The organism is Rhodococcus shunpengi (genome assembly GCF_048381395.1).
Classification (GTDB): Bacteria; Actinomycetota; Actinomycetes; order Mycobacteriales; family Mycobacteriaceae; genus Rhodococcus.
Genome location: NZ_JBLWIU010000034.1, coordinates 22,904 through 48,144 on the forward strand (window position 1 = coordinate 22,904; position 25,241 = coordinate 48,144).

General features: G+C 68.8%; 20 protein-coding genes and 3 tRNA genes. 10 read left to right on the top strand and 13 right to left on the bottom strand.

The window, feature by feature from the left end:
* Positions 1-50 precede the first annotated feature (50 nt).
* Both ACNJ7K_RS20385 and ACNJ7K_RS20390 read right to left on the bottom strand, forming a co-directional pair.
* A complete protein-coding gene (locus tag ACNJ7K_RS20385) occupies positions 51-518 on the bottom strand; it encodes an ATP-binding protein (protein ID WP_487042107.1) in 468 nt (155 codons plus the stop codon).
* A 55-nt stretch (positions 519-573) separates the two neighbouring features.
* A complete protein-coding gene (locus ACNJ7K_RS20390; protein WP_174247056.1) occupies positions 574-948 on the bottom strand; it encodes an STAS domain-containing protein in 375 nt (124 codons plus the stop codon).
* 158 nt (positions 949-1,106) lie between these two features.
* Here ACNJ7K_RS20390 and ACNJ7K_RS20395 point away from each other — a divergent pair, with 158 nt between their 5' ends.
* The 3 genes from ACNJ7K_RS20395 (at position 1,107) to ACNJ7K_RS20405 (ending at position 4,364) form a co-directional block, all read left to right on the top strand.
* Entirely contained in the window at positions 1,107-2,291 is a 1,185-nt protein-coding gene (locus ACNJ7K_RS20395) for a PP2C family protein-serine/threonine phosphatase (protein ID WP_487042282.1), read from the top strand.
* A gap of 70 nt (positions 2,292-2,361) precedes the next feature.
* Complete coding sequence (locus tag ACNJ7K_RS20400; RefSeq protein ID WP_487042283.1) at positions 2,362-3,927, top strand: sensor histidine kinase; 1,566 nt, start codon at positions 2,362-2,364, stop codon at positions 3,925-3,927.
* Positions 3,924-4,364: a response regulator gene (locus tag ACNJ7K_RS20405; protein WP_016693400.1), complete on the top strand. Its 441-nt coding sequence runs from the start codon at positions 3,924-3,926 to the stop codon at positions 4,362-4,364. The genes ACNJ7K_RS20400 and ACNJ7K_RS20405 overlap by 4 nt, the downstream gene beginning before the upstream one ends.
* A 78-nt stretch (positions 4,365-4,442) precedes the next feature.
* Here ACNJ7K_RS20405 and ACNJ7K_RS20410 read toward each other — a convergent pair whose 3' ends face one another.
* The 5 genes from ACNJ7K_RS20410 to ACNJ7K_RS20430 all read right to left on the bottom strand — a co-directional run bounded on the left by ACNJ7K_RS20410 (position 4,443) and on the right by ACNJ7K_RS20430 (position 6,429).
* Positions 4,443-4,820, bottom strand: a complete 378-nt coding sequence (locus ACNJ7K_RS20410) for a DUF3817 domain-containing protein (protein WP_006554752.1) — start codon at positions 4,818-4,820, stop codon at positions 4,443-4,445.
* On the bottom strand, positions 4,817-5,233 hold the full coding sequence (locus tag ACNJ7K_RS20415; RefSeq protein WP_120284141.1) for a transcriptional regulator: 417 nt from the start codon (positions 5,231-5,233) through the stop codon (positions 4,817-4,819). Before ACNJ7K_RS20415 ends, ACNJ7K_RS20410 begins: the two co-directional genes overlap by 4 nt.
* A gap of 69 nt (positions 5,234-5,302) precedes the next feature.
* Positions 5,303-5,387 (bottom strand) — tRNA-Leu (locus tag ACNJ7K_RS20420).
* 17 nt (positions 5,388-5,404) lie between these two features.
* Positions 5,405-5,902, bottom strand: coding sequence for an HNH endonuclease (locus tag ACNJ7K_RS20425; RefSeq protein ID WP_006554754.1), 498 nt, complete (start codon positions 5,900-5,902; stop codon positions 5,405-5,407).
* Positions 5,899-6,429, bottom strand: a complete 531-nt coding sequence (locus ACNJ7K_RS20430) for an HNH endonuclease signature motif containing protein (RefSeq protein ID WP_006554755.1) — start codon at positions 6,427-6,429, stop codon at positions 5,899-5,901. Before ACNJ7K_RS20430 ends, ACNJ7K_RS20425 begins: the two co-directional genes overlap by 4 nt.
* A 412-nt stretch (positions 6,430-6,841) precedes the next feature.
* On the opposite strand from ACNJ7K_RS20430, the gene ACNJ7K_RS20435 reads away from it, so the two are divergent.
* The gene (locus ACNJ7K_RS20435; RefSeq protein ID WP_487042108.1) at positions 6,842-16,123 is read left to right on the top strand and encodes a fatty acid synthase subunit beta domain-containing protein; all 9,282 of its coding nucleotides are present in this window, start codon (positions 6,842-6,844) and stop codon (positions 16,121-16,123) included.
* 14 nt (positions 16,124-16,137) lie between these two features.
* Positions 16,138-16,545 (top strand): holo-ACP synthase AcpS, encoded by a 408-nt coding sequence (gene acpS / locus ACNJ7K_RS20440; protein WP_019288997.1) that lies wholly within the window; start codon positions 16,138-16,140, stop codon positions 16,543-16,545.
* Between the two features lie 10 nt (positions 16,546-16,555).
* On the opposite strand, the gene ACNJ7K_RS20445 is transcribed toward acpS, so the two are convergent.
* From ACNJ7K_RS20445 to ACNJ7K_RS20455, 3 genes are all read right to left on the bottom strand, one after another.
* Positions 16,556-17,356, bottom strand: coding sequence for a TetR family transcriptional regulator (locus ACNJ7K_RS20445; RefSeq protein WP_120282144.1), 801 nt, complete (start codon positions 17,354-17,356; stop codon positions 16,556-16,558).
* Between the two features lie 79 nt (positions 17,357-17,435).
* Entirely contained in the window at positions 17,436-18,221 is a 786-nt protein-coding gene (locus ACNJ7K_RS20450) for an ABC transporter permease (protein WP_225623762.1), read from the bottom strand.
* A complete protein-coding gene (locus ACNJ7K_RS20455) occupies positions 18,218-19,165 on the bottom strand; it encodes an ATP-binding cassette domain-containing protein (protein WP_268655514.1) in 948 nt (315 codons plus the stop codon). The genes ACNJ7K_RS20450 and ACNJ7K_RS20455 overlap by 4 nt, the downstream gene beginning before the upstream one ends.
* Before the next feature lie 88 nt (positions 19,166-19,253).
* Between ACNJ7K_RS20455 and ACNJ7K_RS20460 the strand changes: the two genes are divergently transcribed.
* Positions 19,254-20,015, top strand: a complete 762-nt coding sequence (locus ACNJ7K_RS20460) for a TetR/AcrR family transcriptional regulator (protein ID WP_120282146.1) — start codon at positions 19,254-19,256, stop codon at positions 20,013-20,015.
* On the top strand, positions 20,012-21,382 hold the full coding sequence (locus tag ACNJ7K_RS20465) for a dipeptidase (RefSeq protein ID WP_159418675.1): 1,371 nt from the start codon (positions 20,012-20,014) through the stop codon (positions 21,380-21,382). The genes ACNJ7K_RS20460 and ACNJ7K_RS20465 overlap by 4 nt, the downstream gene beginning before the upstream one ends.
* Positions 21,383-21,406: 24 nt before the next feature.
* Here ACNJ7K_RS20465 and bcp read toward each other — a convergent pair whose 3' ends face one another.
* Positions 21,407-21,880: a thioredoxin-dependent thiol peroxidase gene (gene bcp, locus ACNJ7K_RS20470; RefSeq protein ID WP_159418674.1), complete on the bottom strand. Its 474-nt coding sequence runs from the start codon at positions 21,878-21,880 to the stop codon at positions 21,407-21,409.
* An 89-nt stretch (positions 21,881-21,969) separates the two neighbouring features.
* On the opposite strand from bcp, the gene ACNJ7K_RS20475 reads away from it, so the two are divergent.
* Complete coding sequence (locus tag ACNJ7K_RS20475; protein ID WP_060651180.1) at positions 21,970-22,194, top strand: DUF3618 domain-containing protein; 225 nt, start codon at positions 21,970-21,972, stop codon at positions 22,192-22,194.
* A 147-nt stretch (positions 22,195-22,341) separates the two neighbouring features.
* Here ACNJ7K_RS20475 and ACNJ7K_RS20480 read toward each other — a convergent pair.
* Together ACNJ7K_RS20480 and ACNJ7K_RS20485 are read right to left on the bottom strand one after the other, a co-directional pair.
* Positions 22,342-22,414 (bottom strand) — tRNA-Lys (locus ACNJ7K_RS20480).
* A 96-nt stretch (positions 22,415-22,510) separates the two neighbouring features.
* Positions 22,511-22,583, bottom strand: a tRNA-Lys gene (locus ACNJ7K_RS20485).
* A gap of 264 nt (positions 22,584-22,847) precedes the next feature.
* Here ACNJ7K_RS20485 and ACNJ7K_RS20490 point away from each other — a divergent pair.
* Together ACNJ7K_RS20490 and ACNJ7K_RS20495 are read left to right on the top strand one after the other, a co-directional pair.
* On the top strand, positions 22,848-24,062 hold the full coding sequence (locus ACNJ7K_RS20490; RefSeq protein ID WP_419150185.1) for a L,D-transpeptidase: 1,215 nt from the start codon (positions 22,848-22,850) through the stop codon (positions 24,060-24,062).
* 17 nt (positions 24,063-24,079) lie between these two features.
* Complete coding sequence (locus ACNJ7K_RS20495; RefSeq protein ID WP_487042109.1) at positions 24,080-25,225, top strand: lipase family protein; 1,146 nt, start codon at positions 24,080-24,082, stop codon at positions 25,223-25,225.
* Positions 25,226-25,241: the final 16 nt, after the last annotated feature.

Below are 25,241 nucleotides of genomic sequence, written 5' to 3' on the forward strand. Positions count from 1 at the left end.
CCCACGGCCGCTTCGAATCGAGAACTCGCGACGCGCGCCTACCGCGCAGATCAGCTCGCGTCGTGGGACGAGAGTTCGTCCCCGGCCCTGTCGTCCTCCGACCTGTCCGTTTCGTCGAGGACCCATCGCATCTCGACGATCGTGCCCTTCGGGCCGGCCGAGACCCGGACGTCGCTGGCCAGATTGCGGATCAGCGTCAGCCCGTGACCGCGTGAACGTCGGGCGTCGCTGTCGACGGCGTCGTGCCAGGAGCCGTGGTCGACGACCCGCACGACCACCTCACCCTCGTCGGGTAGATACGTCGCCTCGTAGTCGAGCGTGCCGTGCGCATCGTCCGGCGCATAGGCGTGCTCGACGGCATTCGCGAGCGCTTCATAGCTCGCGAGCAGTATGTCCTGTCTCTGGTCCTCGCTGAGGGGGAGCTTCGCCAGCCACCGCCTCGTGACGACCCGCAGGCCTGCAATCTCGGTCGGGTCGGCTCGCACACCCGACGAACGGATCTCGTCGGGAAAGAGCAAAGCTGACTCCTCGGGCGCAGACGACATGGCTCCTCGGTTCGACGGGTACGGCGGTCTACTCGGAGACGCCTTCCGGCGAGGCACCGAGGCCGACGAGCGCGTCGTCGAGCTTCGGATGGATCGCCAGGACCTCTCCGAGGCCGAGGAGTTCGAGCGGGCGTGCCGTGGCACTGCCGTGTGCCACGACGGCGAAACCGGTGCTGTCGGCGGCTCGCTTGGACAACTCGACCAACAGAGCGATACCCATCGAAGCGAGGAAATCAACCCCGCTGAGGTCGACGATCAGTCCGGAGATGTCGGAGTCGAGGAGCGCGAGGGCTTCCTGCTCGAGGAGCGGGGCACTCGTCATGTCGACTTCGCCGTTGACGGACAGCACGGCCACGGAGCCGTTGCGGGTCGTGGAAAGAGTCATATGCGGATGCGCGGTCATGGGATCGTTCACCTTGCCATCATGCAAGATCGTGCCGATAGATGCACACAACGGTCCATCGGCCGCGGCCGCGACCCGCCGTGACCACCCTGTGACCATGCTGTCGTCGAGTCTGTAATGTTCCCTTTCGAGCAGGGAGGGAGGGGCGCCGAGTGGACATGCACCGAGCGCAGAGCGAGTCGGTCGAACCACCGTCGTTGCTCCTCATCGAGGACGATCCGGGTGACGCGCTCATCGTGGAGGAACTCGTCGTCGACAGTGCCCCCGAGATGACCGTCGTGTGGGTGCAGACACTCGCGCAGGCCCGCGACGAACTCGCCACATCGGCTCCCGATTGCGTACTTCTCGACCTCCACCTGCCCGATGCGAGCGGCCTCGAAGCCGTCGCCCGTATCCAGGAAATCACCGATTCCGTCCCCATCGTCGTCCTCACCGGCCTCGCGGAGGAACAGACCGGCCTCGCCGCGCTGTCCGTGGGCGCCCAGGACTATCTCGTCAAGGGACGCGTCGAACCCGATCTGTTCGGCCGCGCCGTCCGCTACGCCATCCAGCGAAAGCAGACCGAGATCGCGGCGGCGGAACTCCAGGCGAGTCAGCTTCACGCGCAGGAGAACGCCCGACTCGAACGCGGCCTGCTCCCGTCGCCGCTCCTGCACGACGGGCAGGACTTCGACGTCGTCGCCCGTTACCGACCCGGCCGGTCGTCGGCTCTTCTCGGCGGCGACTTCTATGACGTCGTGCAGACCGGCGACGGCACCGTCCACGTCCTCATCGGCGACGTCTCCGGTCACGGTCCCGACGAGGCAGCCCTCGGCGTGGGCCTGCGCATCGCGTGGCGCACGCTCGTGCTCAGCGGGGTCGACGGTCCCCGCCGCTTGCACCAACTCGAGGAACTGCTCGTCGCCGAGCGCACGGAGAGCCGCTTCTTCGCGTCGATGACGAACCTCACGATGTGTGCCGACCGCAGCACCGTCGAGGTCATGCGGGCCGGTCATCCCGGGCTGCTGCTCCGTCACGGCGGAACCATCGACTGGGTCGAAGCGCCCGGTGGTCCCGCTCTCGGCCTGCTGCCGGGAGGGGCCACCTGGCCCGTTCACGAGTTGGATCTGCCCGAGGACGGCGCGATCGTGCTGTTCACCGACGGATTGTTCGAGGGCCATCGGGGCGACGGCCCGGAACGACTCGGTGAGGAAGGACTCCTCGAGCTCGCGCGCGAACGCGCGCATCTGCCGGCCGCCGACTTCACCGACTCGCTCATCGACGGTGCCGAGAAACTCGCGGACAGTCGGGGAGGACTGTCCGACGACGTGGCAGTCGTCCACGTGCAATGGAACAGGAAGTGATCACCACCGCATGACGAACAGCGACGCAACGGCGGAGACGGGGGACGTGCGTCGCCCTCCGTCTCGCAGGATGACGGTCCAGGCATGGTTCCTGCTCGTACTCGGTGTGATGGGTGTGCTGGTGGTCGTCGGCACCGTGGTCGGCAGCCACTTCCTCCGTGAGACGACGGAGTACTCCAACTACGTGCGCGACCGGATCCAGCCAGCTCGCGTCGAGGCATACCGGTTGCAATCGGCACTGATCAACCAGGAGACCGGCGCGCGGGGCTACATCCTCGCCGCCGATCCCGATTTCCTCATGCCCTACGAGGAGGGGCGACGTGAGGAGGAAGCCGCGGCCGCCGAGCTGCGAGCCCTCGTCGGCGACGAGGAGAAGCTGATGGCGGACCTCGAGGCGATCGAAGCGCATGCGGCGGAGTGGCGACGCGTGTACGCCGAGCCGCTCATCTCCACCGTCGTGCCGGGGGAACCGCAGTTCGTCGACCCCGCGGTCGTCGCAGCCGGCCGGGACGCATTCGACCGGATCCGGACGGCGTTGGACGTCCAGAACGCCGACCTCACACAGGCCCGAGAGGACGGCATCGCAACTCTCGAGGACACCCGCACCACGCGCGATCGCATCCTCGCCGGCATGGTGGTGGTGTTCCTCCTCACCGGTGTCGGTCTGGCCGTCCTGCTCCAGACGATCGTGGTCCGCCCGATCCAACGTCTGCGGCAGGCATCGCGCAGCGTCGTCGCGGGCCAGAACTTCGAGCGCGAAATCGAGCCCCAGGGCCCCGCCGACATCTATGCGTTGGGCCGCGACGTCGAAGACATGCGCGAGCGGATCGTGCGCGAACTGCAGGTCGCGCACGAGCGCGAGGAGCAACTCGAGAACCAGGCGACGGAACTGCGACGCTCGAACTCCGAACTCGAACAGTTCGCCTACGTCGCCTCCCACGACCTGCAGGAGCCGCTGCGCAAGGTCGCGTCCTTCTGTCAACTCCTCGAGAAGCGCTATGGCGACAAGCTCGACGAACGCGGCACCCAATACATCGCCTTCGCGGTCGACGGCGCGAAGCGCATGCAGGTGCTCATCAACGACCTGCTGACCTTCTCTCGCGTCGGACGCGTCAGCGACGCGCACGTCCGCACCGAACTGGACGTGACCCTCGACGCGGCCTTGACGAACATCTCGCAGGCGGTCGACGAATCCGGGGCGACGATCACGCGGCCCGAGTCCCTGCCGACGATCGTGGGCGATCCCACACTGATGATCATGTTGTGGCAGAACCTGATCGGAAACGCGATCAAGTTCCGCCATGAGGACCGTCCCGTCGAGATCCGGGTCGACTGCGAGGAGATCGTCGACGGGGACGACAAGTTCTGGCGATTCTCCGTGCAGGACAACGGCATCGGTATCGCCGAGGAGTTCGCCGACAAGGTCTTCGTGATCTTCCAGAGGCTGCACGGCCGGGACGTCTACACCGGCACCGGCATCGGCTTGGCGATCTGCCGCAAGATCGTCGAATACCACGGTGGAGAGATCTGGCTCGACCCGCAGTATCGGGAAGGCAGTCGATTCTGCTTTACGATTCCCAAGGCAGGCGACGACATGTCTGCAACCGAAGTCGCTCTGAAAGGGGCATCTGCATGAGCGTTTCCGGGCGGCCGATCGACGTCCTCCTAGTCGAGGACGACCCCGGCGACGAATTGATGACGCGCGAAGCGTTCGAGGACAACAAGATCGGAAACACCCTTCACGTGGTCCGCGACGGCGAGGAGGCACTCGACTTCCTCTACCGGCGCGGGGAGTACGAGAACGCCCCTCGGCCCGACCTGATCCTCCTCGATCTGAACCTGCCCAAGTACGACGGGCGGCAGGTCCTCGAGCAGGTCAAGTCCGACACCGACCTCACCGACATCCCCGTCGTCGTCCTTACCACCTCGGCAGCGGAGGAGGACATCCTCCGCAGCTACAAGCTGCACGCCAACGCGTACGTGACGAAGCCGGTCGACCTCGACCAGTTCATCCGCGCGGTGCGCCAGATCGACGAGTTCTTCGTCCAGGTGGTGCGCCTGCCGCGACGCTGAGCGCGCACACGGGCACAACGAAATCGGGCGGATCCTTCGAAAGGATCCGCCCGATTCGTGTTCGTGGAGGTTGCCGGCTCAGACGCCGAAGTCGGCCTTCACCTGCTGAGTGCGCTTGTGCTCGACGAAGAAGGACAGGAACGGGATGGTACCCGCCAGGAGCGTCCACACCGTCCGGGCGATCGGCCAGCGCACCTTGATCGACAGGTCGAAGGTGAGGACCAGGTACACCGCGTACACCCAGCCGTGCACGATCGCGATCCAGGCCGGCACGTTCTCGACACCGATGATGTACTTGGCGACCATCTCACCGGTGAGGATCAGCAGCCAGATACCGGTCGCGTAGGCGAGCACGCGGTAACGCAGCAGGGCGGACCGGATCTTCTTCCGGTCGGCCTCACTGACGACGCGCGGCGTGGTGGCTTGGCCGGACGCCTGCTCGGGGGTCGTGCTCACTGAGCGCTCCTATCGGACCTGCGCGCGAGTTGCGCGAGGTACTCGTTGTACTCGTTGATCTGTCGTGCGTCGGGATCCGCGGTTTCCTGCTCGCGTGCCTCGGCGAGCGTGCGCGGACGGGTGGGGAGAAGATCCTCGGGGATCTCGGTGGGCCCGTCCGGCTCGGACGGACGTCGTCCGCCGGTGCTCTCGGCTTCCTGCTCCTCCGCTTCGAGGCGCACGAAGCGTCGATAGGCGTAGACGCAGAAGAATGCGAAGGCAGGCCACTGGAGCGCGTAGCCGAGATTCTGGTAGGTGCCGCCCACCGCTTCGAAGGCGGTCCACTGCCAGTAACCGAGGCCGAGGCATCCGGCCGCGGCCACCAGGACCAGGATGATCAGGGCCAACCGGCGGGGAGGGCGATGCTCGGACACGCCCTCGACGGTACCCGAACGGTGCACCGACCTGCCAAGACCGGTCGGTGCACCGTGGGTGAGGTCACGTGGTGCGCGAGGGGGGACTCGAACCCCCACGTCCTATGGACACTGCGTCCTAAGCGCAGCGCGTCTGCCGTTCCGCCACTCGCGCGTCACGGACACAATACGTCACGAGGACGGCTCTTCCCTACGGAAGGTGAAGCGGCGTCGCCCGGCCCAGGTCGATGTCTGGGTGTGGCAGTTGGGGCACAGAAACCGGACGTTGTCGGGTCTCGAATCGTTGGGATTTCCGTCGATGTGGTCGACGTGGAAGACCAACGGCTGGCCGTACCAATGTGGCTCCGTGCCGCAACCCTCGCATTCGTGTGGGCGACCGGACTCGATGAGAGCCCGACGCAGCAGATGAGGTTTGGTTCGTGGCGAGCCTGCCGGTGTCTCGACCAGGATCGTGGTCCAGTGCCGCTTCACCACAGGCCCACCCTGTACGGGAGGGCGGCCGGTGAAGTGAGACGTATCGATACCGAGTGCCCTGATCCTGCGGGTCAGATGCGTGTGATGTCCTCCGTTGGGTTTGAGACCGAAGTACCGCATGACGTCGGCGAAGTTGACGCAGCTGCGAACTGCCTCTTCAAGCATCTCCTTCGTGTACTTGACCGGTCGTGTCACCGTGTCCCCGCTTCCGCCTCGATGCTCGACTCGGCTGGAGCCGCGTCGAGGGCTCGGATGGGTCGGTTGTGCCGGATCCTCCTGCCCCAGGTGGGTGTCTGGCTGTGGCAGTTGGGGCACAGGAAGCGGAGGTTCTCCGGACGGGAATCGTTCGGATTGCCGTCGATGTGGTCGACGTGCAGTGCGAGCGGCGATTTCCGCCATTCCGGACCGGTGCCGCAGTTCTCGCACCTGTGCGACCGCCCGGATTCGATGAGCGCTCGTCTGAGGCGGGCAGCTTCTCTACGGTTGGAGCCGGCCGGTGAGACCGTGAGCACCTCCGACCAGTGCAGGCGGTTCCGGGGCGGTATCCCCTTCTGGTGGGCCATACCCCGGAAGTGGGACGTGTCGATTCCATAGAGCTTGATTCGTCGGCTGATGTTGGCATGGTTGCCGCCGTCTTCCCGTAATCCGAATTGCCTCAACACGCCCGCGACGCTGGTCGCCTTCGCGACCGCCTCTTCGAGGACCTCCCGCGTGTACTTCACCCTTCTCCCCACCGTGCCCTCTGTCGAATATTTGTTCGATTGTCCCGAAGCTATCGCGGGGGTCCGACACGTTGTCGATCTTGCGATGCACGATCCGCGACGCCCGTCAACAGGTAACGATTCGATAACGAAAAACGTGAGGGATTCCTCGGGTTCATGGACGTCCACGCATCGGCGCAGCCAGGAGTGATTCGGGTTACCGACCAGTTACTTTCGAGCGAGCGTGTGAGCGAAATCACTGGTGGGAGGGGTGCCGGGCAAACTGCGTGAAACAAAACATGAGGAACCCCTCATGATTTTGTGCGAACCTTGGCGTGCCCGAACAGCGGACCACTAGTCCAGCAGCACACCGGCGCGCAGCGCTGACACACGAAGCCTCGACGCCGGGGTGTTCAGGAGAGGAACCACACGCGTGACGATCGACGAGACCACACCAGGCGACAACGGACGGAACTCGAAGGCATCACGACGCACCACCGATCGGTCCACGGCAGCCGCTCCGGCCCGTGCTCTGGTCGACAAGCTCCTCGCGGGTGAGCCCTACGCGCTCGCATTCGGTGGCCAGGGTGCCCCCTGGCTCACCTCGCTCGAGGAGCTCAGCCGCGACAACGGACTCGAACCGGTCCTCACCGACCTGGTCAACCGCGCCACCGCGCACCTCGCCCCGGTCGCGAGCGACCTCGTCGTGGTCCGCCCGACGGGCTTCGACCCCGTCGCGTGGATCCTCGAGGCCGAACTCGCCGACGAGGACGACGCGCCCGCCGGCCCCTCCGAAGCAGCTCTCACCTCTGCCGCCGTGTCGCTTCCCGGCGTCTTCCTCACCCAGGTCGCCGCGCTGCGCGCGCTCGCGAACCAGGGCCTCGACGTCGACTCCGTCGCGCCGAGCTCGGTCATCGGCCACTCGCAGGGCGTCCTCGCCGTCGAGTCCGTCGCCGCCGCCGGCCGCAAGGATGCCGAGATCCTCGCCATCGCTCAGCTCATCGGTGCCGCCGCGACCCTCGTCGGTCGCCGCCGCGGCCTGATCTCCGGCGCCGGCAAGTACCCGATGCTCGCCGTCGCCAACGTCGACCCCGAGCGCCTGCGCGCGATCGTCGCCGAGGTCTTCGAGGGCCAGGACCCCGAGCGCAGCGCCGTCGTCGCGATCCGCAACGCACGCCGTCGCGTCGTGCTGTCGGGCCCGCCCGCCGCTCTCGAGCGCGTGCAGCAGCGCTGCGAGCAGATCTCCGCCGCAGAGACCCGCGAGCGTGAGGCCAAGAAGCGCGGTGGCGCCGTGTTCTCCCCGACCTTCGAGCCCGTCGCGGCCGAGGTCGGCTTCCATCACCCCGCCTTCGCGGACGCCGTGGAGCAGGTCGCCGACTGGGCCGCCCGTTGCGAGCTCGACGCCGAGCTTGCGCGCAGCCTCGCGCAGGCCATCCTCGTCGCCCCGATCGACTGGGTCGAGCAGGTCGACTCCGCCGTCGCATCCGGCGCCTCGTGGATCCTCGACCTCGGTCCGGGTGAGCTCCTCACCCGCATGACCAGCTCGGGCCTGCGTGGTCAGGGTGTCGGCATCATCGCCGCCGCGACCCGCGGCGGTCAGCGCAACCTCCTCACCCCGGGCGCCGAGCCCGAGGTTCCGCGTGCCTGGTCGGAGTTCGCTCCGAAGCCGGTCGCGCTGCCCGACGGCCGCATCGCCGTCGAGACGGCCTTCACCCGCCTGACGGGCCGCTCGCCGATCCTGCTCGCGGGCATGACCCCCACGACCGTCGATCCGAAGATCGTCGCCGCCGCCGCGAACGCCGGCCACTGGGCCGAGCTCGCCGGTGGTGGCCAGGTCACCGAGCAGATCTTCGCCGACCACGTCGCCGAGCTCACCGAGCTGCTCGAGCCGGGTCGCGCCGTCCAGTTCAACTCGATGTTCCTGGACCCCTACCTGTGGAAGCTGCACGTCGGCGGCAAGCGTCTCGTGCCCAAGGCCCGCGCGGCCGGTGCGCCCTTCGACGGTGTCGTCGTCACCGCCGGTATCCCGGAGCTCGACGAGGCCGTGCAGATCATCTCCGACCTGCGTGAGGCCGGCATCGAGCACGTCGCCTTCAAGCCGGGCACGGTCGCGCAGATCCGTTCGGTGATCCGTATCGCCAACGAGGTTCCGGACTACCCGGTCATCGCCCACATCGAGGGCGGCCGCGCCGGTGGTCACCACTCGTGGGAGGACCTCGACGACCTGCTCCTCGACACCTACGCCGAGCTGCGCACGCGCCCGAACCTGGTGTTGTGCGTCGGCGGTGGCATCGGCACGCCGGAGAAGGCCGCCGAGTACCTGACCGGTCGCTGGTCGACCGTCTACGGCTTCCCGGCCATGCCGCTCGACGGCATCCTCGTCGGCACCGCCGCGATGGCGACTCTCGAGGCCACCACGGCTCCCGAGGTCAAGCAGCTGCTCGTCGATACCCCCGGCACCCCCGACTGGGTCGCCGCCGGCACCGCGACCGGCGGTATGGCCTCCGGCCGCAGCCAGCTCGGCGCCGACATCCACGAGATCGACAACGCCGCATCGCGCACGGGTCGCCTCCTCGACGAGGTCGCCGGTGACGCCGACGCCGTGGCCGCACGCCGCGACGAGATCATCGAGGCCCTGAACGGAACGGCCAAGCCGTACTTCGGTGACCTCGACACCATGACCTACCTGCAGTGGCTCGAGCGCTACCTCGAGCTGGCCGTCGGCGCGGACAACGGTGCCGAGTTCGACTGCGGCACCGATCTGGCGGACGTCCTCGCCGAGGCGCACACCAGCCCGTGGCTGGACGTGTCGTGGCGTGAGCGTTTCCGCGACATGCTGCAGCGCGCCGAGGCCCGCCTGCACCCCGTCTGCCGGGGCCCGATCCCGACGCTGTTCGACGACGACGCGGTGCTCGAGCGCCCGTACGCCGCGATCAAGTCTCTGCTCGCGCAGTACCCCGACGCGGGCGACGTCGTGCTGCACCCCGCCGACGTGCCGTTCTTCGTGTCGCTGTGCCGCACGCCCGGCAAGCCCGTGAACTTCGTTCCGGTCGTCGACCAGGACGTGCGTCGCTGGTGGCGTTCGGATTCGCTGTGGCAGGCCCACGATCCGCGGTACTCCGCCGACCAGGTCTGCGTCATCCCCGGCACCGTCGCCGTCGCCGGCATCACCCGCGTCGACGAGCCGGTCGGTGAACTCCTCGACCGCTTCGAGAAGGCCACGGCCGACGAGCTCGTCGCCGAGGGAGCGGAGCCCGTCGAGCTTCCCGCGCGTCGCCACCGCGACATCGCGCCGGGTCTGCTCGACGCCGTGCTGTCCTCGCCCGACGTCTCGTGGGCGGGTCGCCAGACCCGTAACCCGATCCACCGTCTCGGTGATCTGGACGAGTGGACCGTCGAGTCGGAGACCGCTGCCTCGCACGCCCCGACGGGTGCGACCCTGACGATCCTCGACGACGAGCACGTCGGCCTGCGGGTTCCGCTGGTGCGCGACAAGGCCGTCGAGATCCGCCTGACCGTGCCCGCCTCGGTCGTCTCCGGTGGCGCGCCCGTCGTCACCGAGGCCGACGCCGATGCGTCGATGTCGGCTCTGCTCGGTGTCGCCGCCGGTCAGGAACTGCCCGAGGTCAAGAAGGGCGCTGCCCGTATCACTCTGGGCTGGCTCCCGGAGAAGATCGCCGACCACGCCGGTGTCACCGGTTCGGGTCTGCCCGCGACCCTGACACCGAGCGGCAACGGTGTGCCCGATGTGCTCGTCGGTGCCTGCTGGCCGGCCGTCTTCGCCGCGCTCGGCGCCGCCCGCACCGAGACCGATCTCTCGGTCATCGAGGGCATGCTCGACCTGGTTCACCTGGACCACGCGATCGACGTCAAGAACGGTCTGCCCACCGATCCGGCCTTCCTGGGCGTCAAGGCCGAGGTCACCGGTGTCTCCGACACCGACCTGGGTCGCGTCGTCGAGGTCGACGTGGTCATCACCGCCGACAGCGGTGACGGCTCGGGCGACCGGGTGGTCGCCACCCTGGCCGAGCGGTTCGCGATCCGCGGCCGCACCGGCACCTCCGATCTCGCCGATCCGGTTCGCGCCGGTGGCGCTCTCACCGAGGCCGTCGCCGACACCCCGCGTCGTCGCCGCCGCGACGCCGTGATCGTCGCGCCGACCGACATGAGCGCCTTCGCGAAGGTCTCCGGCGACCACAACCCGATCCACACCTCCGACAATGCCGCGTTGCTCGCCGGTCTCGGAAGCCCGATCGTCCACGGCATGTGGCTGTCGGCCGCGGCCCAGCAGGTCGTCACCGCGATCGAGCAGGACGCGAAGCTGCCGGTCCGTCGCCTGACGGCGTGGACCACCCGCTTCCTGGGCATGGTCCGTCCGGGCGCGAAGATCGACGTGCGCGTCGACCGCATCGCCACCGACGGTGGAGCCGAGGTCGTCGAGGTCGGCTGCCGCGTCGACGGTGATCTGGTGATGGTCGCGACCGGCCGTATCGCCGCGCCGAAGACCGTCTACGCCTTCCCGGGCCAGGGCATCCAGCGTCCCGGCATGGGCCTCGACGCCCGTGCCCGCTCGAAGGCCGCCCGCGAGATCTGGGAGCGCGCCGACAAGCACACCCGCGAGGCGCTCGGCTTCTCGATCCTGGCCGTGGTCCGCGACAACCCGACGGTTCTCAAGGCCCGCGGTGTCACCCACAAGCACCCCGACGGCGTGCTGCACCTGACCCAGTTCACGCAGGTCGCGATGGCGACCCTCGGTGTCGCGCAGATCGCCGAGCTCAAGGAGGCGGGCGCGTTCGTCGACGACGCCTTCCTGGCCGGTCACTCGGTGGGTGAGTACAACGCGCTCGCCGCGGTCGCCGGTGTGCTGCCGCTCGAGGCCGTCCTCGAGGTGGTCTTCCAGCGCGGCTCCGCGATGCACGCCCTCGTGCCGCGCGACGAGCACGGCCGCTCGAACTACCGCATGGCCGCGATCCGGCCGTCGCAGTTCGGTGTGGACGATGCGGACCTGCAGGCCTTCGTCGCCGGTGTTGCCGAGGAGACCGGGGAATTCCTGGAGATCGTCAACCTCAACCTGCGCGGCTCGCAGTACGCGATCGCCGGTACGGTCGCCGGCCTCGAAGCCCTCGAGTCCGTGATCGAGCGCAAGGTCGCCGAGTTCGGTGGCAAGCGCGCGTTCATCCTGGTCCCGGGCATCGACGTGCCGTTCCACTCGACCGTGCTGCGCGGCGGTGTCGACGACTTCCGCGAGCGTCTGCTCGCCCTGCTGCCGCAGGAGATCGACCCGAACATCCTCATCGGCCGGTACATCCCGAACCTCGTGCCCAAGCCGTTCAACCTGGGCCGCGAGTTCATCCAGGAGATCGCCGACCTGGTGCCGTCGCAGCCGCTCGCCGACGTCCTCGCGGACTTCGACAGCTGGTCGGCCAAGCCGGTCGAGCTCACCCGCGTGGTGCTCGCCGAGTTGCTGGCCTGGCAGTTCGCGTCGCCGGTGCGCTGGATCGAGACGCAGGACCTGCTGTTCGCCGACGAGGCCGACGGTGGTCTCGGTGTCGAGCGGTTCGTCGAGGTCGGCCTCGGTGGCGCGCCCACCGTCGCGAACCTCGCGTCGCAGACGCTGAAGCTGCCCGGTCGTTTCGGTCAGCCCGTCGAGGTGCTCAATATCGAGCGCGAGGCGTCGATCGTGTACTCGACCGACACCGATCCCGCTCCGGTCGAGGACGACGAGCCGGCCGCACCGGCCGCCGACGCCGCGCCTGCCGCTGCTGCGGCCCCGGCACCCGCCGCGGCTCCCGCTGCGCCGGCCGGTGGCCCGACCCCGGACGACATCGCGTTCAAGGCCGCCGACGCCACCAAGGTGCTCATCGCCCTGTGGACGAAGCTGCGCCCGGATCAGATCGGTCCCGCCGACACGATCGAGGCGCTGTGCGACGGCGTGTCCTCGCGCCGCAACCAGCTGCTCGTCGACCTCGGTTCCGAGCTTTCGCTCGGTGCGATCGACGGTGCCGCCGACGCCGACATGGGTGCCCTCGCCGGCACGGTCGACCGTCTCGCCCGCACCTACCGCCCCTTCGGCCCGGTGCTGTCGGACTCGATCAACGATCATCTGCGCAAGGTGTTCGGTCCGTCGGGCAAGCGTCCCGCCTACGTCGCCGACCGCGTCACCAAGGTGTGGGGTCTGGGCGAGGGCTGGGCGTCGCACGTCACCGCCGAAGCTGCTCTCGGTAGCCGCGACGGTTCGTCCGTCCGCGGCGGCGACCTGGGCGGCCTGAGCGACGGTGCCCTCGCGGATGCTGCTTCGGTCGACAAGCTGATCGACGCCGCCGTGCAGTCGGTGGCCTCGCGTCGCGGAATCGCCGTGTCGATGCCGTCCGCCGGGGGCGGCGGGGGAGCGACGGTCGACGCCGCTGCCCTCGGCGAGTTCGCCGAGCAGATCACCGGTCGCGACGGGGTTCTCGCCAGTGCCGCCCGTCTCGTGCTCGAGCAGCTCGGCCACACCGAGCAGGTCTCGGGCCTGGCCGACAAGGCCGACGACGAACTCGTCGACCTGGTCTCCGCCGAGCTCGGCTCCGACTGGCCGCGTCTGGTCGCTCCGGCATTCGACGAGCGCAAGGCCGTCCTGATCGACGATCGCTGGGCCACCGCCCGCGAGGACCTGGCGCGCGTCTGGCTCGGGGAGCAGCTCGAGGTCGAGCGCTTCACCGGTGCAGGGCGGACCGTGGCTGCGCACGCCGAGTTCTGGGGCCGCAAGGCCACCGAGGCCGGTCGTACGGAGCTCGCGCAGACCTACGCCGCGATCGCCGAGACCGCCGTCGTCACCGAGGGTGCCGAGTACGCGGACGAGGTCGCCGTGGTCACCGGCGCCAGCAAGGGCGGTATCGGCGCAGCCGTCGCCGCGAAGCTGCTCGCCGGCGGCGCGACGGTCGTCGTCACCACGTCCTCGCTGAACGACAGCCGCCTGGGCTTCTACAAGGAGCTGTACGCACGCAACGCTCGCGCCGGTGCGGCCCTGTGGGTGGTTCCCGCGAACATGGCGTCCTACAGCGACGTCGACGCCCTGATCGAGTGGATCGGCACCGAGACCGTCGAGGTCGCCGGTGGCGCGAAGAAGCTGATCAAGGACGCGCTCACCCCGACGCTGCTCTTCCCGTTCGCCGCGCCGCGCGTGGCGGGTTCGCTCGCCGACGCCGGTGCGCGCGCCGAGATGGAGATGCGGGTGCTGTTGTGGTCGGTCGAGCGACTGATCGCCGGACTGTCGAAGATCGGGTACGACCGCGACGTCGACACCCACCTGCACGTGGTGCTGCCCGGTTCGCCGAACCGCGGCAAGTTCGGTGGCGACGGTGCCTACGGTGAGGCCAAGGCCGCACTCGACGCGATCATCAACCGGTGGAGCGCCGAGCGCACCTGGGCCGAGCGCGTCACCCTCGCCCACGCCCTCATCGGCTGGGTGCGCGGCACGGGCCTGATGGGCGGCAACGACCCGCTGGTCGAGGCTGTCGAGGCCGCCGGTGTCCGCACCTGGTCGACCGACGAGATGGCCGGCGAGCTGCTGAAGCTGGTCGGACCGGAGGCCACGCGTCTCGCTGCCGAGGCTCCGCTCGTCGCGGACCTGACCGGTGGGCTGTCCGAGGTGGACGTCGACCTGCCGGCGCTCGCGAAGCAGGCGCAGGAGGCGGCCGACGCCGTCGAGGAGGACGAGGACGACACCGCGACCATCGCGGCGCTGCCCGAGCCTCCGCGTGCCGAGGAGCTGCCGACCCCCGAGTGGGGCACGGTCACCGCCGACCTCGCCGACACGGTCGTCATCGTCGGTGCCGGTGAGCTCGGCCCCTACGGCTCCGCTCGCACCCGCTTCGAGATGGAGGTCGACGAGGAACTGTCGGCCGCCGGTGTGCTCGAGCTGGCGTGGGTCACGGGCCTGATCGGCTGGGAGAACGATCCCAAGCCGGGCTTCTACGACACCGAGACCGGTGAGCTGGTGCCCGAGGCGGAGATCGCCGACCGCTACCACGACGCGGTGGTCGAGCGCTGCGGCATCCGCCGCTACGGCGACGACGGTGCGATGATCGACAACACGGCTCCGCTGCTGACCTCGGTCTTCCTCGACAAGGACCTGTCCTTCGTCGTCGGTTCCGAGGCCGAAGCCCGCGCGTTCGTCGACTCCGATCCGGAGAACACGGTTGCGTCGGTCGACGCCGAGTCGGGCGACTGGACGGTCACCCGCAAGGCCGGCACCGAGATCCGCGTGCCGCGCAAGGCGAAGCTGACCCGCACGGTCGGCGGCCAGATCCCGACCGGCTTCGACGTCACCAAGTGGGGCATCCCCGCCGACATGGCGGACTCGGTGGACCGGGTGGGTCTGTGGAACATCGTCACCACGGTCGACGCCTTCCTCACCGGTGGCTTCACCCCGTCCGAGCTGCTCCGCTGGGTGCACCCGTCGATGGTCGCCAACACGCAGGGCACCGGCATGGGTGGCATGTCCTCGATGCGGTCGCTGTACATCGACACGCTGCTCGGCGAGTCGCGGGCGAACGACATCCTGCAGGAGGCTCTGCCGAACGTCATCGCCGCGCACGTCGTCCAGTCGTACGTCGGTGGCTACGGCGCGATGGTGCACCCGGTCGCGGCGTGCGCTACGGCTGCGGTCTCCGTCGAGGAGGGCGTGGACAAGATCAAGCTCGGCAAGGCCGACCTGGTCGTCGCCGGTGGCTTCGACGATCTCGGTATCGAGGGCATCGTCGGCTTCGGTGACATGTCCGCGACCGCCAAGTCGGAGGACATGCAGGCCAAGGGCATCAGCGATCGTCGCTTCTCCCGCGCCAACGACCGTCGTCGCGGTGGATTCGTCGAGTCGGCCGGTGGCGGCACCGTCCTGCTCGCCCGCGGCGATGTCGCGCTCGAGATGGGCCTGCCGGTGCTCGGTGTGGTCGCCTGGGCCGGATCGTTCGCCGACGGTGTGCACACCTCGATCCCGGCGCCCGGCATCGGTGCGCTCGGTGCGGGTCGCGGTGGACGCGAGTCGGGTCTGGCGAAGGAACTGCGCAAGCTCGGTCTCACGGCCGACGACATCGCGGTGATCTCCAAGCACGACACCTCGACCGCCGCGAACGACCCGAACGAGGCCGAGCTGCACGAGCGTCTGGCCGGTGCGCTGGGCCGCAGCGAGGGCAACCCGATGTTCGTGGTCTCGCAGAAGTCGCTGACCGGTCACGCCAAGGGCGGCGCCGCCGCCTTCCAGCTGATCGGCCTGTGCCAGGTCCTCGCGCAGGGTGTGGTTCCGCCGAACCGCAGCCTCGACTGTGTCGACGAGAAGATGGCGGAGTTCGAGCACCTCGTGTGGCCGCGCACGCCGATCCGGTTCGGCGAGCAGCTCCCGCTCAAGGCGGGTCTGCTCACGAGCCTCGGCTTCGGGCACGTGTCGGGTCTGATCGCGGTGGTCCATCCGCAGGCGTTCGTCGAGGCGATCCCGGCCGAGCGCCGGGAGGCCTACCTGGCGAAGGCTGCCGAGCGCACCGTCGCCGGCAAGCGTCGCCTGGTGGACGCGATGACCGGTGGAGCGTCGCTCTACCAGCGGCCTGCGGATCGTCGTCTCGGTGACGATCACGTGCCGGCTTCGGCCACGCGTCAGCTAGAGGCGGACATGCTGCTCTCGCCGGAGGCCCGCCTCGGTGAGGACGACGTGTACCGCTCCGGTCTGCCCGGCTGCAAGTAGGCACGGGTCTCGGGATGGGAGTTGCGGGTGTCGGGTTCGACCTCGTGTCGGTGCCGGAGTTCGCGGAACAGCTGAGTCGGACGGGAACGACGATGCTGGCGAACTTCACACCGGGTGAGCGTCGCGACGCGAACACCCGCAGCTCCGATCCCGCCCGTCACTTCGCCGCCCGGTGGGCGGCGAAGGAGGCGGTGATCAAGGCGTGGTCGGCGTCGCTGTTCGGCAGCCCACCGGTGCTACCGGAGACGATCCATCAGCAGATCGAAGTGGTCTCGGACGCGTGGGGTCGCCCGAGCATCCGGCTGCACCGGCAGGTCGCCGAGAAGCTGACCGGCGTCCGGATCCATGTGTCGTTGACCCACGACGGTGACATGGCCGGCGCGTTCGTCGTCCTCGACGAGGTCGACGGCCGACGTACGTAGATGTGGGGAATCAGGCCGAGGGAGCGCGAGCTTCCTCGGCCTGATCCGTTTCGGTGTCCCGCCGGTCGGCCTGTTCGCGTACGGATCCCTCGCGTTCCTCACGGCGTTGGCGTCGCTTGGCCTGAGCGCGTGAGTCCTGTTCGGCGATCTGCAGATAGGCGACCATGATGCGCTTGAGTTCGACGACGGCGTCGGCATGGGTCTGGTCATCCTGCACCGAGAAGTTGAGCATCGAGTACACGATGTGGACGAGCACCTCGGCCATGAGCTTGCGGCGCGGTCGCGGGGTGTCCGGGGTGAGCGGTGCCAGCATCCGCGCGACCTGCTCGGCGAACTCGCGTTCGTGGATGGCGCCGGTGGCCCGGGTGGACGGGGTGGACTGCATCGCGAGCCACACCTCGCGGCGGGACGGATCGGTGGTCCACAGTCCGGCGAGGTGGTCGACGAAGCTGTTGAGGAAGCGCAACCAGTCGACGGACGGGATCTTGCCATTGAACTGGGCGAGCTCGCTCTGGACGCCGACGAGGTCCTGCCGGTTGAGCTCGCACACGATCACGTACTTGTTGGCAAAGAACTGGTAGAGGGTGCCGATGGGGACGTCTGCGCGGGATGCGACCTCCTCACAGGTGAACGACTCGAAGCCGACTTCGGTGAGCAGTTCACGCGAGGCGGCCAACAGGGCGTCGAACTTGCGGCGGCTCCGCTCCTGGGTGGGCCGCCGACGCGGCACGAGCTCCTGGGGCTCGGCCTGAACCTCGAGCGCCGGATCGATCCGGCGCGGGGCGCGGCGGCCGTTCGTTGCTGACTCCACGCGCCCAGGCTAGCCGGACGTCCGTGCTTTCCCGAATACTTGATGTGAGTCAGAGTGTCACAAACCGGGCAGCCACAGGTCACCGCGCGGTTCGATGCCGGAACAGTGCGGTGGCGGCGACCAGGCCGATCGCGGTGAACGCCGCGCACCACCCGACCGCGACGATCGCGGACGACCCGATCCCGGTGCCGGTGAGCAGCCCCCGGACGGTCTCGATCACCGGGGTGACCGGCTGATGCTCGGCGAAACCGCGCAGCCATCCGGGCATCGTCTCGGGCGGGACGAACGCGCTGCTCACGTAGGGGAGGAAGAGCAGGAAGAAGGTGAACCCGCTCGCGGCCTCCTCGTTTCCTGCGAGCATCCCCAGTGCGGCCGAGACGGCGGAGATCGCGAGGACGAACAACGCGATGACACCCACGGCGGCCACCCATTCGACGAGACCGGCGTCGGGCCGGAATCCCATGAGCGCGGCCACCACGAACACCACGACGGTACTGGCGAGATTGCGGACCAGGCTCGCGACGACGTGCCCGGTGAGCACGGCCGAACGGGCGATGGGCATGGACCTGAACCGGTCGACGATGCCGCGGTGCATGTCGGAGGCGACCGCGACGGCCGTCTGCGCTGCCCCGAAGGACGCCGACAGCAGCACGATGCCGGGCACGACGTAGTTCAGATAGTCGGTGCCGGTGTCGATCGCGCCGCCGAAGACGTAGACGAACAGCACGAGCAGCAGGACCGGCAGCGCGAGTCCCATGAGCAGCGCGTCGGGGCTGCGGAGCATCCGTCGCAGGTTCCTGCCGGTCACGGCGGCGTGGTCGCGCGCGGCGAAGCGGAGCGGGGTGGGGTGTGCGAGGAGTGTCACCGGACGACCTTCGTTTCGTCGCTGGAGCCGGTGAGGGTGAGGAAGACGTCGTCGAGGGTGGGGGAGTGCAGCCCGAACTTCTCGACGGGCACCGCTTCGGCGGCGAGGCGCTCGAGCAGGGCGGCGACGTGGGGCAGGTCGCCGCCGGTGTGGACCTGCAGTGTCAGTGCGGCCCGGTCGATCTCGCCGTCGAGCACCGACGCCGCGTGGGCGAGGTCGGCGTCGGTGGCGAAACGCAGCTCGAGATATCCCCCGCGCACCAGCGACTTGAGTTCGTCGGGTGTGCCCTCGGCGACGATCCGGCCGCCGTCGAGGACGGCGATGCGGTCGGCGAGCCGGTCGGCCTCCTCGAGGTACTGGGTTGTCAGGAAGATCGTGACGCCGTCGTCGGCGAGTTCGCGGATCGCCTCCCACATCACCAGGCGGCTGCGCGGGTCGAGGCCGGTCGTGGGTTCGTCGAGGAACAGTACCTGCGGGGATGCGACGAGGCTCATGGCGATGTCGAGGCGTCGCATCGTGCCACCCGAGTACGTGCCGGCGCGACGGTCGGCGACGTGCCCGAGATCGAAGCGTTCGATCAGGTCGCGGACGCGGCCGGGAATCGCGGCCGACGGCAGGTGCGCGAGGCGCGCAGCGAGACGGAGGTTCTCCGTGCCGGTGAGGAGGTCGTCGATCGCGGCGTACTGGCCGGTGAGCGCGATGTTCTCGCGCGCGGCGTGGGCGCGGGCAGGAAGGGGCAGGCCGACCACCGTGACGGTGCCTGCGTCGGGGCGCAGCAGGGTGGTCAGGACGCGGACGGTGGTGGACTTGCCGGCGCCGTTCGCGCCGAGTAGTGCGAAGACGGATCCGGGCTCGACCCGGAGGTCGACACCGTCGAGAACGGTGGTCGGGCCGAACGACTTGCGTAGGCCCCGGACGTCGATGGCAGGAACGGGACGAGTCATGACATCTCCCTAACTGTGTATGCCATATACCAATGTGTATAGCGTACACAGTTTTAGGATGGCGGCAAGACCCGAATTCTGGAGGAGCATGAGCAGTCCCGAGCCCGGCGATCCGCTGCCGCAGAGTGTGCAGCTGGCATGGGGTTTGAGCGACAGTGGCACCCGCGGTCCGCGACGGGGGCTCACCCTCGAGCAGGTCCTCGACGCGGCGATCGAGGTGGCGGGCGCCGAAGGGCTCGACGCGCTCTCGATGAGCCGGGTCGCCAAGCATCTGGGTTTCACCACCATGTCGCTGTACCGCTACGTGAGCAACAAGGACCAGCTCGTCGAACTCGCGTGGGACCGCGCGATCGGACCGCCTCCCGAACTACCGGCCGTAGGCGAGTGGCGGGAACGGCTCGACGCGTGGGCGATGGCCGAGTACCGGAGTCTGCGCGCGCACAAGTGGTTGACGCAGTACCCGATCCGCACGGCGCCGTACTATCCCAACAACCTGCTCTGGCTCGACGCCGGACTCGACGCGCTGTCCGCCACGCCGCTCGACGAACCTGCGAAAGTGCAAGTGGTGACCATGATCTCGCTCTACGCCATCGGTCGCGCACGCTTCTCGTGGGAGCTCGGAAGCGATGCCGCGGACGACCCGACCGACGCCCCGGCGATGCTGCGGCGCATCCTCGACCCGGGGAAGTACCCCTCGGTGCTGGCGGCGGTCGAGGGCGGTGCGTTCGACCCCGACGAGAGTGACGCCGACGACGAGGCAGTATGGCACGAACAGGACTTCCGTTTCGGTCTCGAACGACTGCTGGACGGAATCGACGTACTCATCCGACGTGCGGAGGACGGATCATGACAGCGACAGACACCGACGCGACACAGCGCATCCGGGAACGGATCCGGGAGGCGATGCCCGCCGCGCGCGACGACCTCGCGCAGCTCGTCGCGTTCCGCTCCGTCGCGGATCCGCGCCAGTTCCCGGTGGAGGAATGCGTCGGTGCGGCGAACTGGGTGCGGGATGCCTTCGCCGAGGCGGGAATCGAGAACGTCGAGACGGTCGAGACCGCCGACGGCTCGCTCGCGGTGCTGGGCCACACACCCGCGCCCGAGGGCGCCCCGACGGTTCTGCTCTACAGCCACTACGACGTTCAGCCGCCCGGCGACGAATCGCTCTGGCACAGCGAACCGTTCACGCTCACCGAGCGGGACGGCCGCTGGTACGGCCGCGGCGCCGCGGATTGCAAGGGCAACGTCGTCATGCACCTGCTCGCGCTGCGGGCCCTGCGCGCGGACGGCCCGCTGCCCGTCGGTGTCCGCATCGTCATCGAGGGCTCGGAGGAGATGGGCGGCGCCGGCCTCGACCACCTCGTCGCCGAACGACCTGAACTGTTCGACGCCGATCTCATCGTCATCGGCGACAGCGGCAACGCCGAGGTCGGCCGTCCCACCCTCACCACGACGCTGCGCGGCATCGCGAACGTCGACGTCCACATCGAGACGCTGAGGGGCGAAATCCACTCCGGGATGTACGGGGGAGCGGCACCCGACGCGCTCGCCGCGCTGATCCATCTGCTCGGCACCTTGCGCGACGAGCACGGCAACACCGTCGTCGACGGACTGGACTGCACCGCGACCTGGGACGGCGTGCCCTATCCCGAAGACCGTTTCCGCACCGACGCGGGCGTGCTCGACGGTGTCTCGCTGCCCACCTCCGGCACCGTCGCCGACGCGGTGTGGGCGCGACCGGCACTGACCGTCCTCGGGATCGACGCCCCGCCCGTGGTCGGATCGGCCGCGGCGGTCGTGCCGCGTGCGTCCGCGCGCCTGAACCTGCGCGTGCCGCCCGGCATCGACGCCCGTACCGCCCAGGACGCGCTCGTCGCCCATCTCGAGGCCCACGTGCCGTGGGGAGCGCATCTGCGCATCGACCGCGACGTCCTCGGCGAACCCTTCCGGGTGGCCACGGACGGTCCCGGTTACGCCGCGCTGCGCACCGCGCTCGAGACCGCCTACGGCCGGGAGGTCGGGACCGCCGGGCAGGGCGGCTCGATCCCGCTGTGCACCGCGCTGCAACGCGCCGTGCCGCGGGCCGAGATCGCCCTGATCGGCGTCGAGGAACCGCGCTGCGTCATCCACGCGCCGAACGAGAGCGTCGATCCCACCGAGATCGAGAATCTCGCCGTGGCCGAGGCGTTGCTGCTGACCTCGCTGGCGCCGCGGTAACGCCGCCGGCCGGGCTGCCGGGCGTCAGACGGACAGGTCGCGGCGCAGCTTCGCCACGTGCCCGGTCGCGCGGACGTTGTACTGCGCGACCTCGATCTTCCCGTCCTCGTCGACGAGGAAGGTCGAGCGGATGACGCCGGTGACGGTCTTGCCGTACATCTTCTTCTCGCCGAAGGCGCCCCACGCCTGGAGGGTGGTCTTCTCGGGATCCGACAGCAGCGGGAACGTCAGCTCTTCGGCGTCGCGGAACTTCGCGAGCTTGGCCGGCTTGTCGGGCGAGACGCCGATCACCTCGAGGCCCGCTTCGTTCAGTTCGGCGAGACTGTCGCGGAAGTCGCACGCCTGCTTCGTGCATCCCGGGGTGCTCGCGGCGGGGTAGAAGTACACGATGACCTTGCGTCCGCGATAGTCCGACAGCGACACCTCGTTGCCGTCGGCATCGGGAAGAGTGAAATCGGGTGCGGGATCACCGGGGGCGAGTCTGCTGTTCTCGGTCATGAAGGCGACAGTAGTGGACCGTGCAGCCATTCCCGGTGCGCGTCCATTACCGTGGTCGCAGCACACTGCAGCGACCTTCTGGAGGACACGTGGCTAGGGACACCGAGGACATCGAGCGGGAGATCGAGAAAGCCCGCAATCAGCTCGCGAGCACACTCGACGAACTGAGCGTCCGCGCCAACCCGAAGAATCTGGTGGCGAGCACGAAGCAGACCCTCATCGCGAAGGTGAACCAGCCGCAGGTGAAGAAGTACGCAGCGATCGCGGCCGGCACGGTGGTCGGATTGCTGGTGCTGCGCAGGATCCTGCGCTGACCCATCCGCTCCACCGCGTGACAGGAGGGCACCCACGTCGACTCGGCGTGGGTGTTCCTCGTTCCGGGGACGGAGCCGCCGCGAGAGCGTCGTCGGCCGTGAACGACGAAGGCCGGACACCGTTTCCGGTGTCCGGCCTTCGTGTTGTGCGCCATCAGGGACTCGAACCCCGAACCCGCTGATTAAGAGTCAGCTGCTCTGCCAATTGAGCTAATGGCGCGTGGCGATGTGTCTCCCGGTCGCCGTCCGGGCGACGTGGAGGACGGTGTCACCGCCAGAACGAAGGCCGGACACTGGGTGTCCGGCCTTCGTGTTGTGCGCCATCAGGGACTCGAACCCCGAACCCGCTGATTAAGAGTCAGCTGCTCTGCCAATTGAGCTAATGGCGCTTGACGATCTGTTCCCGGGATGCCGTCCCAGCAACGAAGAGAACATTACACACCGTCGCGCGACGCGCCAAATCGCCTGGTCAGGATGTTTTCTGTAAGGTCGTCGATGTAACGGATCGGACGGTCGGAGCGATTGTCATTCGAACGTTACCGACGTACGGGGGAGTCGCGTCGGGTCGGCCGCAAGAGGGGCTGGCATCATCGTGTCCGGTGTTGTGACGTGCGTTTTCGGTGCCTTGGGGGAGGCGGGATCGGAGTATGGAAGTGGCGGAATCGAGTGCGGGGAACCCCCGGGGTCGTCGGGTACGGGGAATCCTCGGAGTGGTCGTCGTCGGCGTTGTTGCGTTCGTCACGGGATGCGCCGGCGGTTCGGGAACGGGCGCCGAGGAGGTGCCCATCGATTCCAATCCCGTGGCCGCGCTGATCAAGCCGACGGTGTCGTCGAGTGTCGCCGACGGCTCGGTCGGCTTCTCGCCGATCGATCCGGTGACGGTCTCGGTGGTCAACGGCAAGCTCGACTCGGTGACCCTGCTCAATCCCGCAGGCGAGCCGGTGCAGGGCGAACTCGCCGCGGACGGACTCACCTGGGTGAACACCGAACCGCTCGGCTACAACCGCTCCTACACGCTCGAGACCGTCGCGTACGGGCTCGGTGGCGCGACCACCTCGACGGCGTCGTTCACCACGTCGTCCCCGGCCAACCTCACCCAGCCCTACGTGCTGCCCGGTGAGGGTTCGATCGTGGGCATCGGTCAGCCGATCGCCGTGCAGTTCGACGAGAACATCCCGGATCGGCTCGCGGCCGAGGCGGCCATCACCGTCACCACGAACCCGCCCGTCGAAGGCGCCTTCTACTGGGTCAACAACCGCGAGGTGCGGTGGCGCCCGGAGAACTACTGGGTGCCCGGCACCGCCATCACCGTCGACGTGAACGTCTACGGCAAGGATCTCGGCGACGGCCTCTTCGGTCAGTCCGACGTCCACTCGTCCTTCACCATCGGCGACGCGGTGGTCATCACAGCGGACGATGCGACCAAGCAGGTCACCGTCACCCGCAACGGCGTCGACGTCATCACGATGCCGACCTCCTTCGGCAAGGACTCCACGCCCACGCCCAACGGCGTCTACATCATCGGCGACCGGTTCGAGTCCATGATCATGGACTCGTCCACCTACGGCGTGCCTTCCGACTCGGCGCAGGGTTACCGCACGCCGGTCGAGTGGGCGACGCGGATGTCCTACAGCGGCATCTTCTTCCACTCCGCGCCGTGGTCGCTCGGCGACCAGGGTGTGCGCAACGTCAGCCACGGCTGCCTGAACCTCAGCCCCGCCAACGCCAAGTGGATCTTCGACAACACCAAGCGCGGCGACATCGTCGTGGTACGCAACACCGTGGGCGGTACTCTCCCCGGAACGGACGGACTCGGTGACTGGAACATCCCGTGGTCGACGTGGAAGGCCGGCAACGCTGCGGCGTGACGGGTGAAGGGGGATCGATGACCGTTCGGGGGAGATGGTTGCGCGCTGCCTGCTGCGGTGCCGTACTGCTCGCAGCCCTGACACCGACGGGGGCCGCGGCCTCGCCGGTCGCGTCGTCGACCGCACCCGCACCGGGTTCGGTGGTCTCGCAACAGCCGCTGCCCGACGAACTGTCGGTGCCCGGTGCCGCGACGGCCACCAAGCTCGAATACTCCACCGAGTGGCGGTCGGGTGAGCCGACCGTCGCCACGGGCGCGTTGTTCCTGCCCGAGGGCGACGCCCCCGAGGGTGGCTGGCCCGTCATCGCATGGGCACACGGCACGACCGGCGTGGGCGACGACTGCGCACTCACGACCCGCACGCCGCGTTCCGATCTCGAGCGGACCTATCTGCAGCACTGGCTCGATTCCGGGTACGCGGTGGTCTCCGCCGACTTCCCGGGTCTGGGCTCCGAGGGGCTCCACCGCTATCTCGACGGCCCCAGCGCCGCGAACAGCATCGTCGACATCGTCCGGGCCGCCCGCGACGGCGGGGCGCCGCTGTCGGAGAGCTGGATCGTGATGGGGCAGTCGCAGGGAGGGCACGCGGCGCTGCACACCGCCGCGATCGCGACCTCCCGCGCTCCCGAACTCGACTTCCGCGGAACGGTCGCCACGGGCGCCCCGGCGAACCTCGAGCGGGCCTTCACGATCGGTGTCCCGGGCTTCCCCGATCCGGGCCTGTGGGGCCTGGTCAGCTTCAGCGGGTATATCTTCGCCGGGCTGCGCGACGCCTACCCCGAGGCCGACGTCGAGGGCTACCTGACCTCGATCGGCCGTGAGGTCGTCGATCGGGCCGAAGAGCTCTGCTACGACGATCTCGAGGAATCGGTGCGCGACATCCCGGTCGGGGAGCTGCTCGCGCGCCCGCTGGCCGAGGGCCCGATGCCGGCGCTGCTGGCCGACTATCTCGCCGCGCCGGCGGACGGCTACGACCGGCCGGTCTTCCTCGCGCACGGCATCCACGACGTGATGGTCCCGTTGCCGCTGTCCGCGGCGCTCGCCGCCGAGATGAAGGCCGCAGGGGCGGACGTCGACTACCGCGTCTACATGGCCGGGCACTACACGACGGTGGAGCGCTCCCGGGCCGACGTCGACGCCTTCGTGACGCGCTCGTTCGAATAGGCCGGCCTCGCGCGCC

What these genes read in the sequence shown, in the direction of transcription:
- ACNJ7K_RS20395 (WP_487042282.1), top strand. Translation starts at nt 1,107, where the DNA reads ATGCACCGAGCGCAGAGCGAGTCGGTCGAACCACCGTCGTTGCTCCTC.
- acpS (WP_019288997.1), top strand. Translation starts at nt 16,138, where the DNA reads ATGGGAGTTGCGGGTGTCGGGTTCGACCTCGTGTCGGTGCCGGAGTTC.
- ACNJ7K_RS20390 (WP_174247056.1), bottom strand. Translation starts at nt 948, where the DNA reads ATGACCGCGCATCCGCATATGACTCTTTCCACGACCCGCAACGGCTCC.
- ACNJ7K_RS20460 (WP_120282146.1), top strand. Translation starts at nt 19,254, where the DNA reads ATGAGCAGTCCCGAGCCCGGCGATCCGCTGCCGCAGAGTGTGCAGCTG.
- ACNJ7K_RS20400 (WP_487042283.1), top strand. Translation starts at nt 2,362, where the DNA reads ATGACGGTCCAGGCATGGTTCCTGCTCGTACTCGGTGTGATGGGTGTG.
- ACNJ7K_RS20455 (WP_268655514.1), bottom strand. Translation starts at nt 19,165, where the DNA reads ATGACTCGTCCCGTTCCTGCCATCGACGTCCGGGGCCTACGCAAGTCG.
- ACNJ7K_RS20405 (WP_016693400.1), top strand. Translation starts at nt 3,924, where the DNA reads ATGAGCGTTTCCGGGCGGCCGATCGACGTCCTCCTAGTCGAGGACGAC.
- ACNJ7K_RS20465 (WP_159418675.1), top strand. Translation starts at nt 20,012, where the DNA reads ATGACAGCGACAGACACCGACGCGACACAGCGCATCCGGGAACGGATC.
- ACNJ7K_RS20495 (WP_487042109.1), top strand. Translation starts at nt 24,080, where the DNA reads ATGACCGTTCGGGGGAGATGGTTGCGCGCTGCCTGCTGCGGTGCCGTA.
- bcp (WP_159418674.1), bottom strand. Translation starts at nt 21,880, where the DNA reads ATGACCGAGAACAGCAGACTCGCCCCCGGTGATCCCGCACCCGATTTC.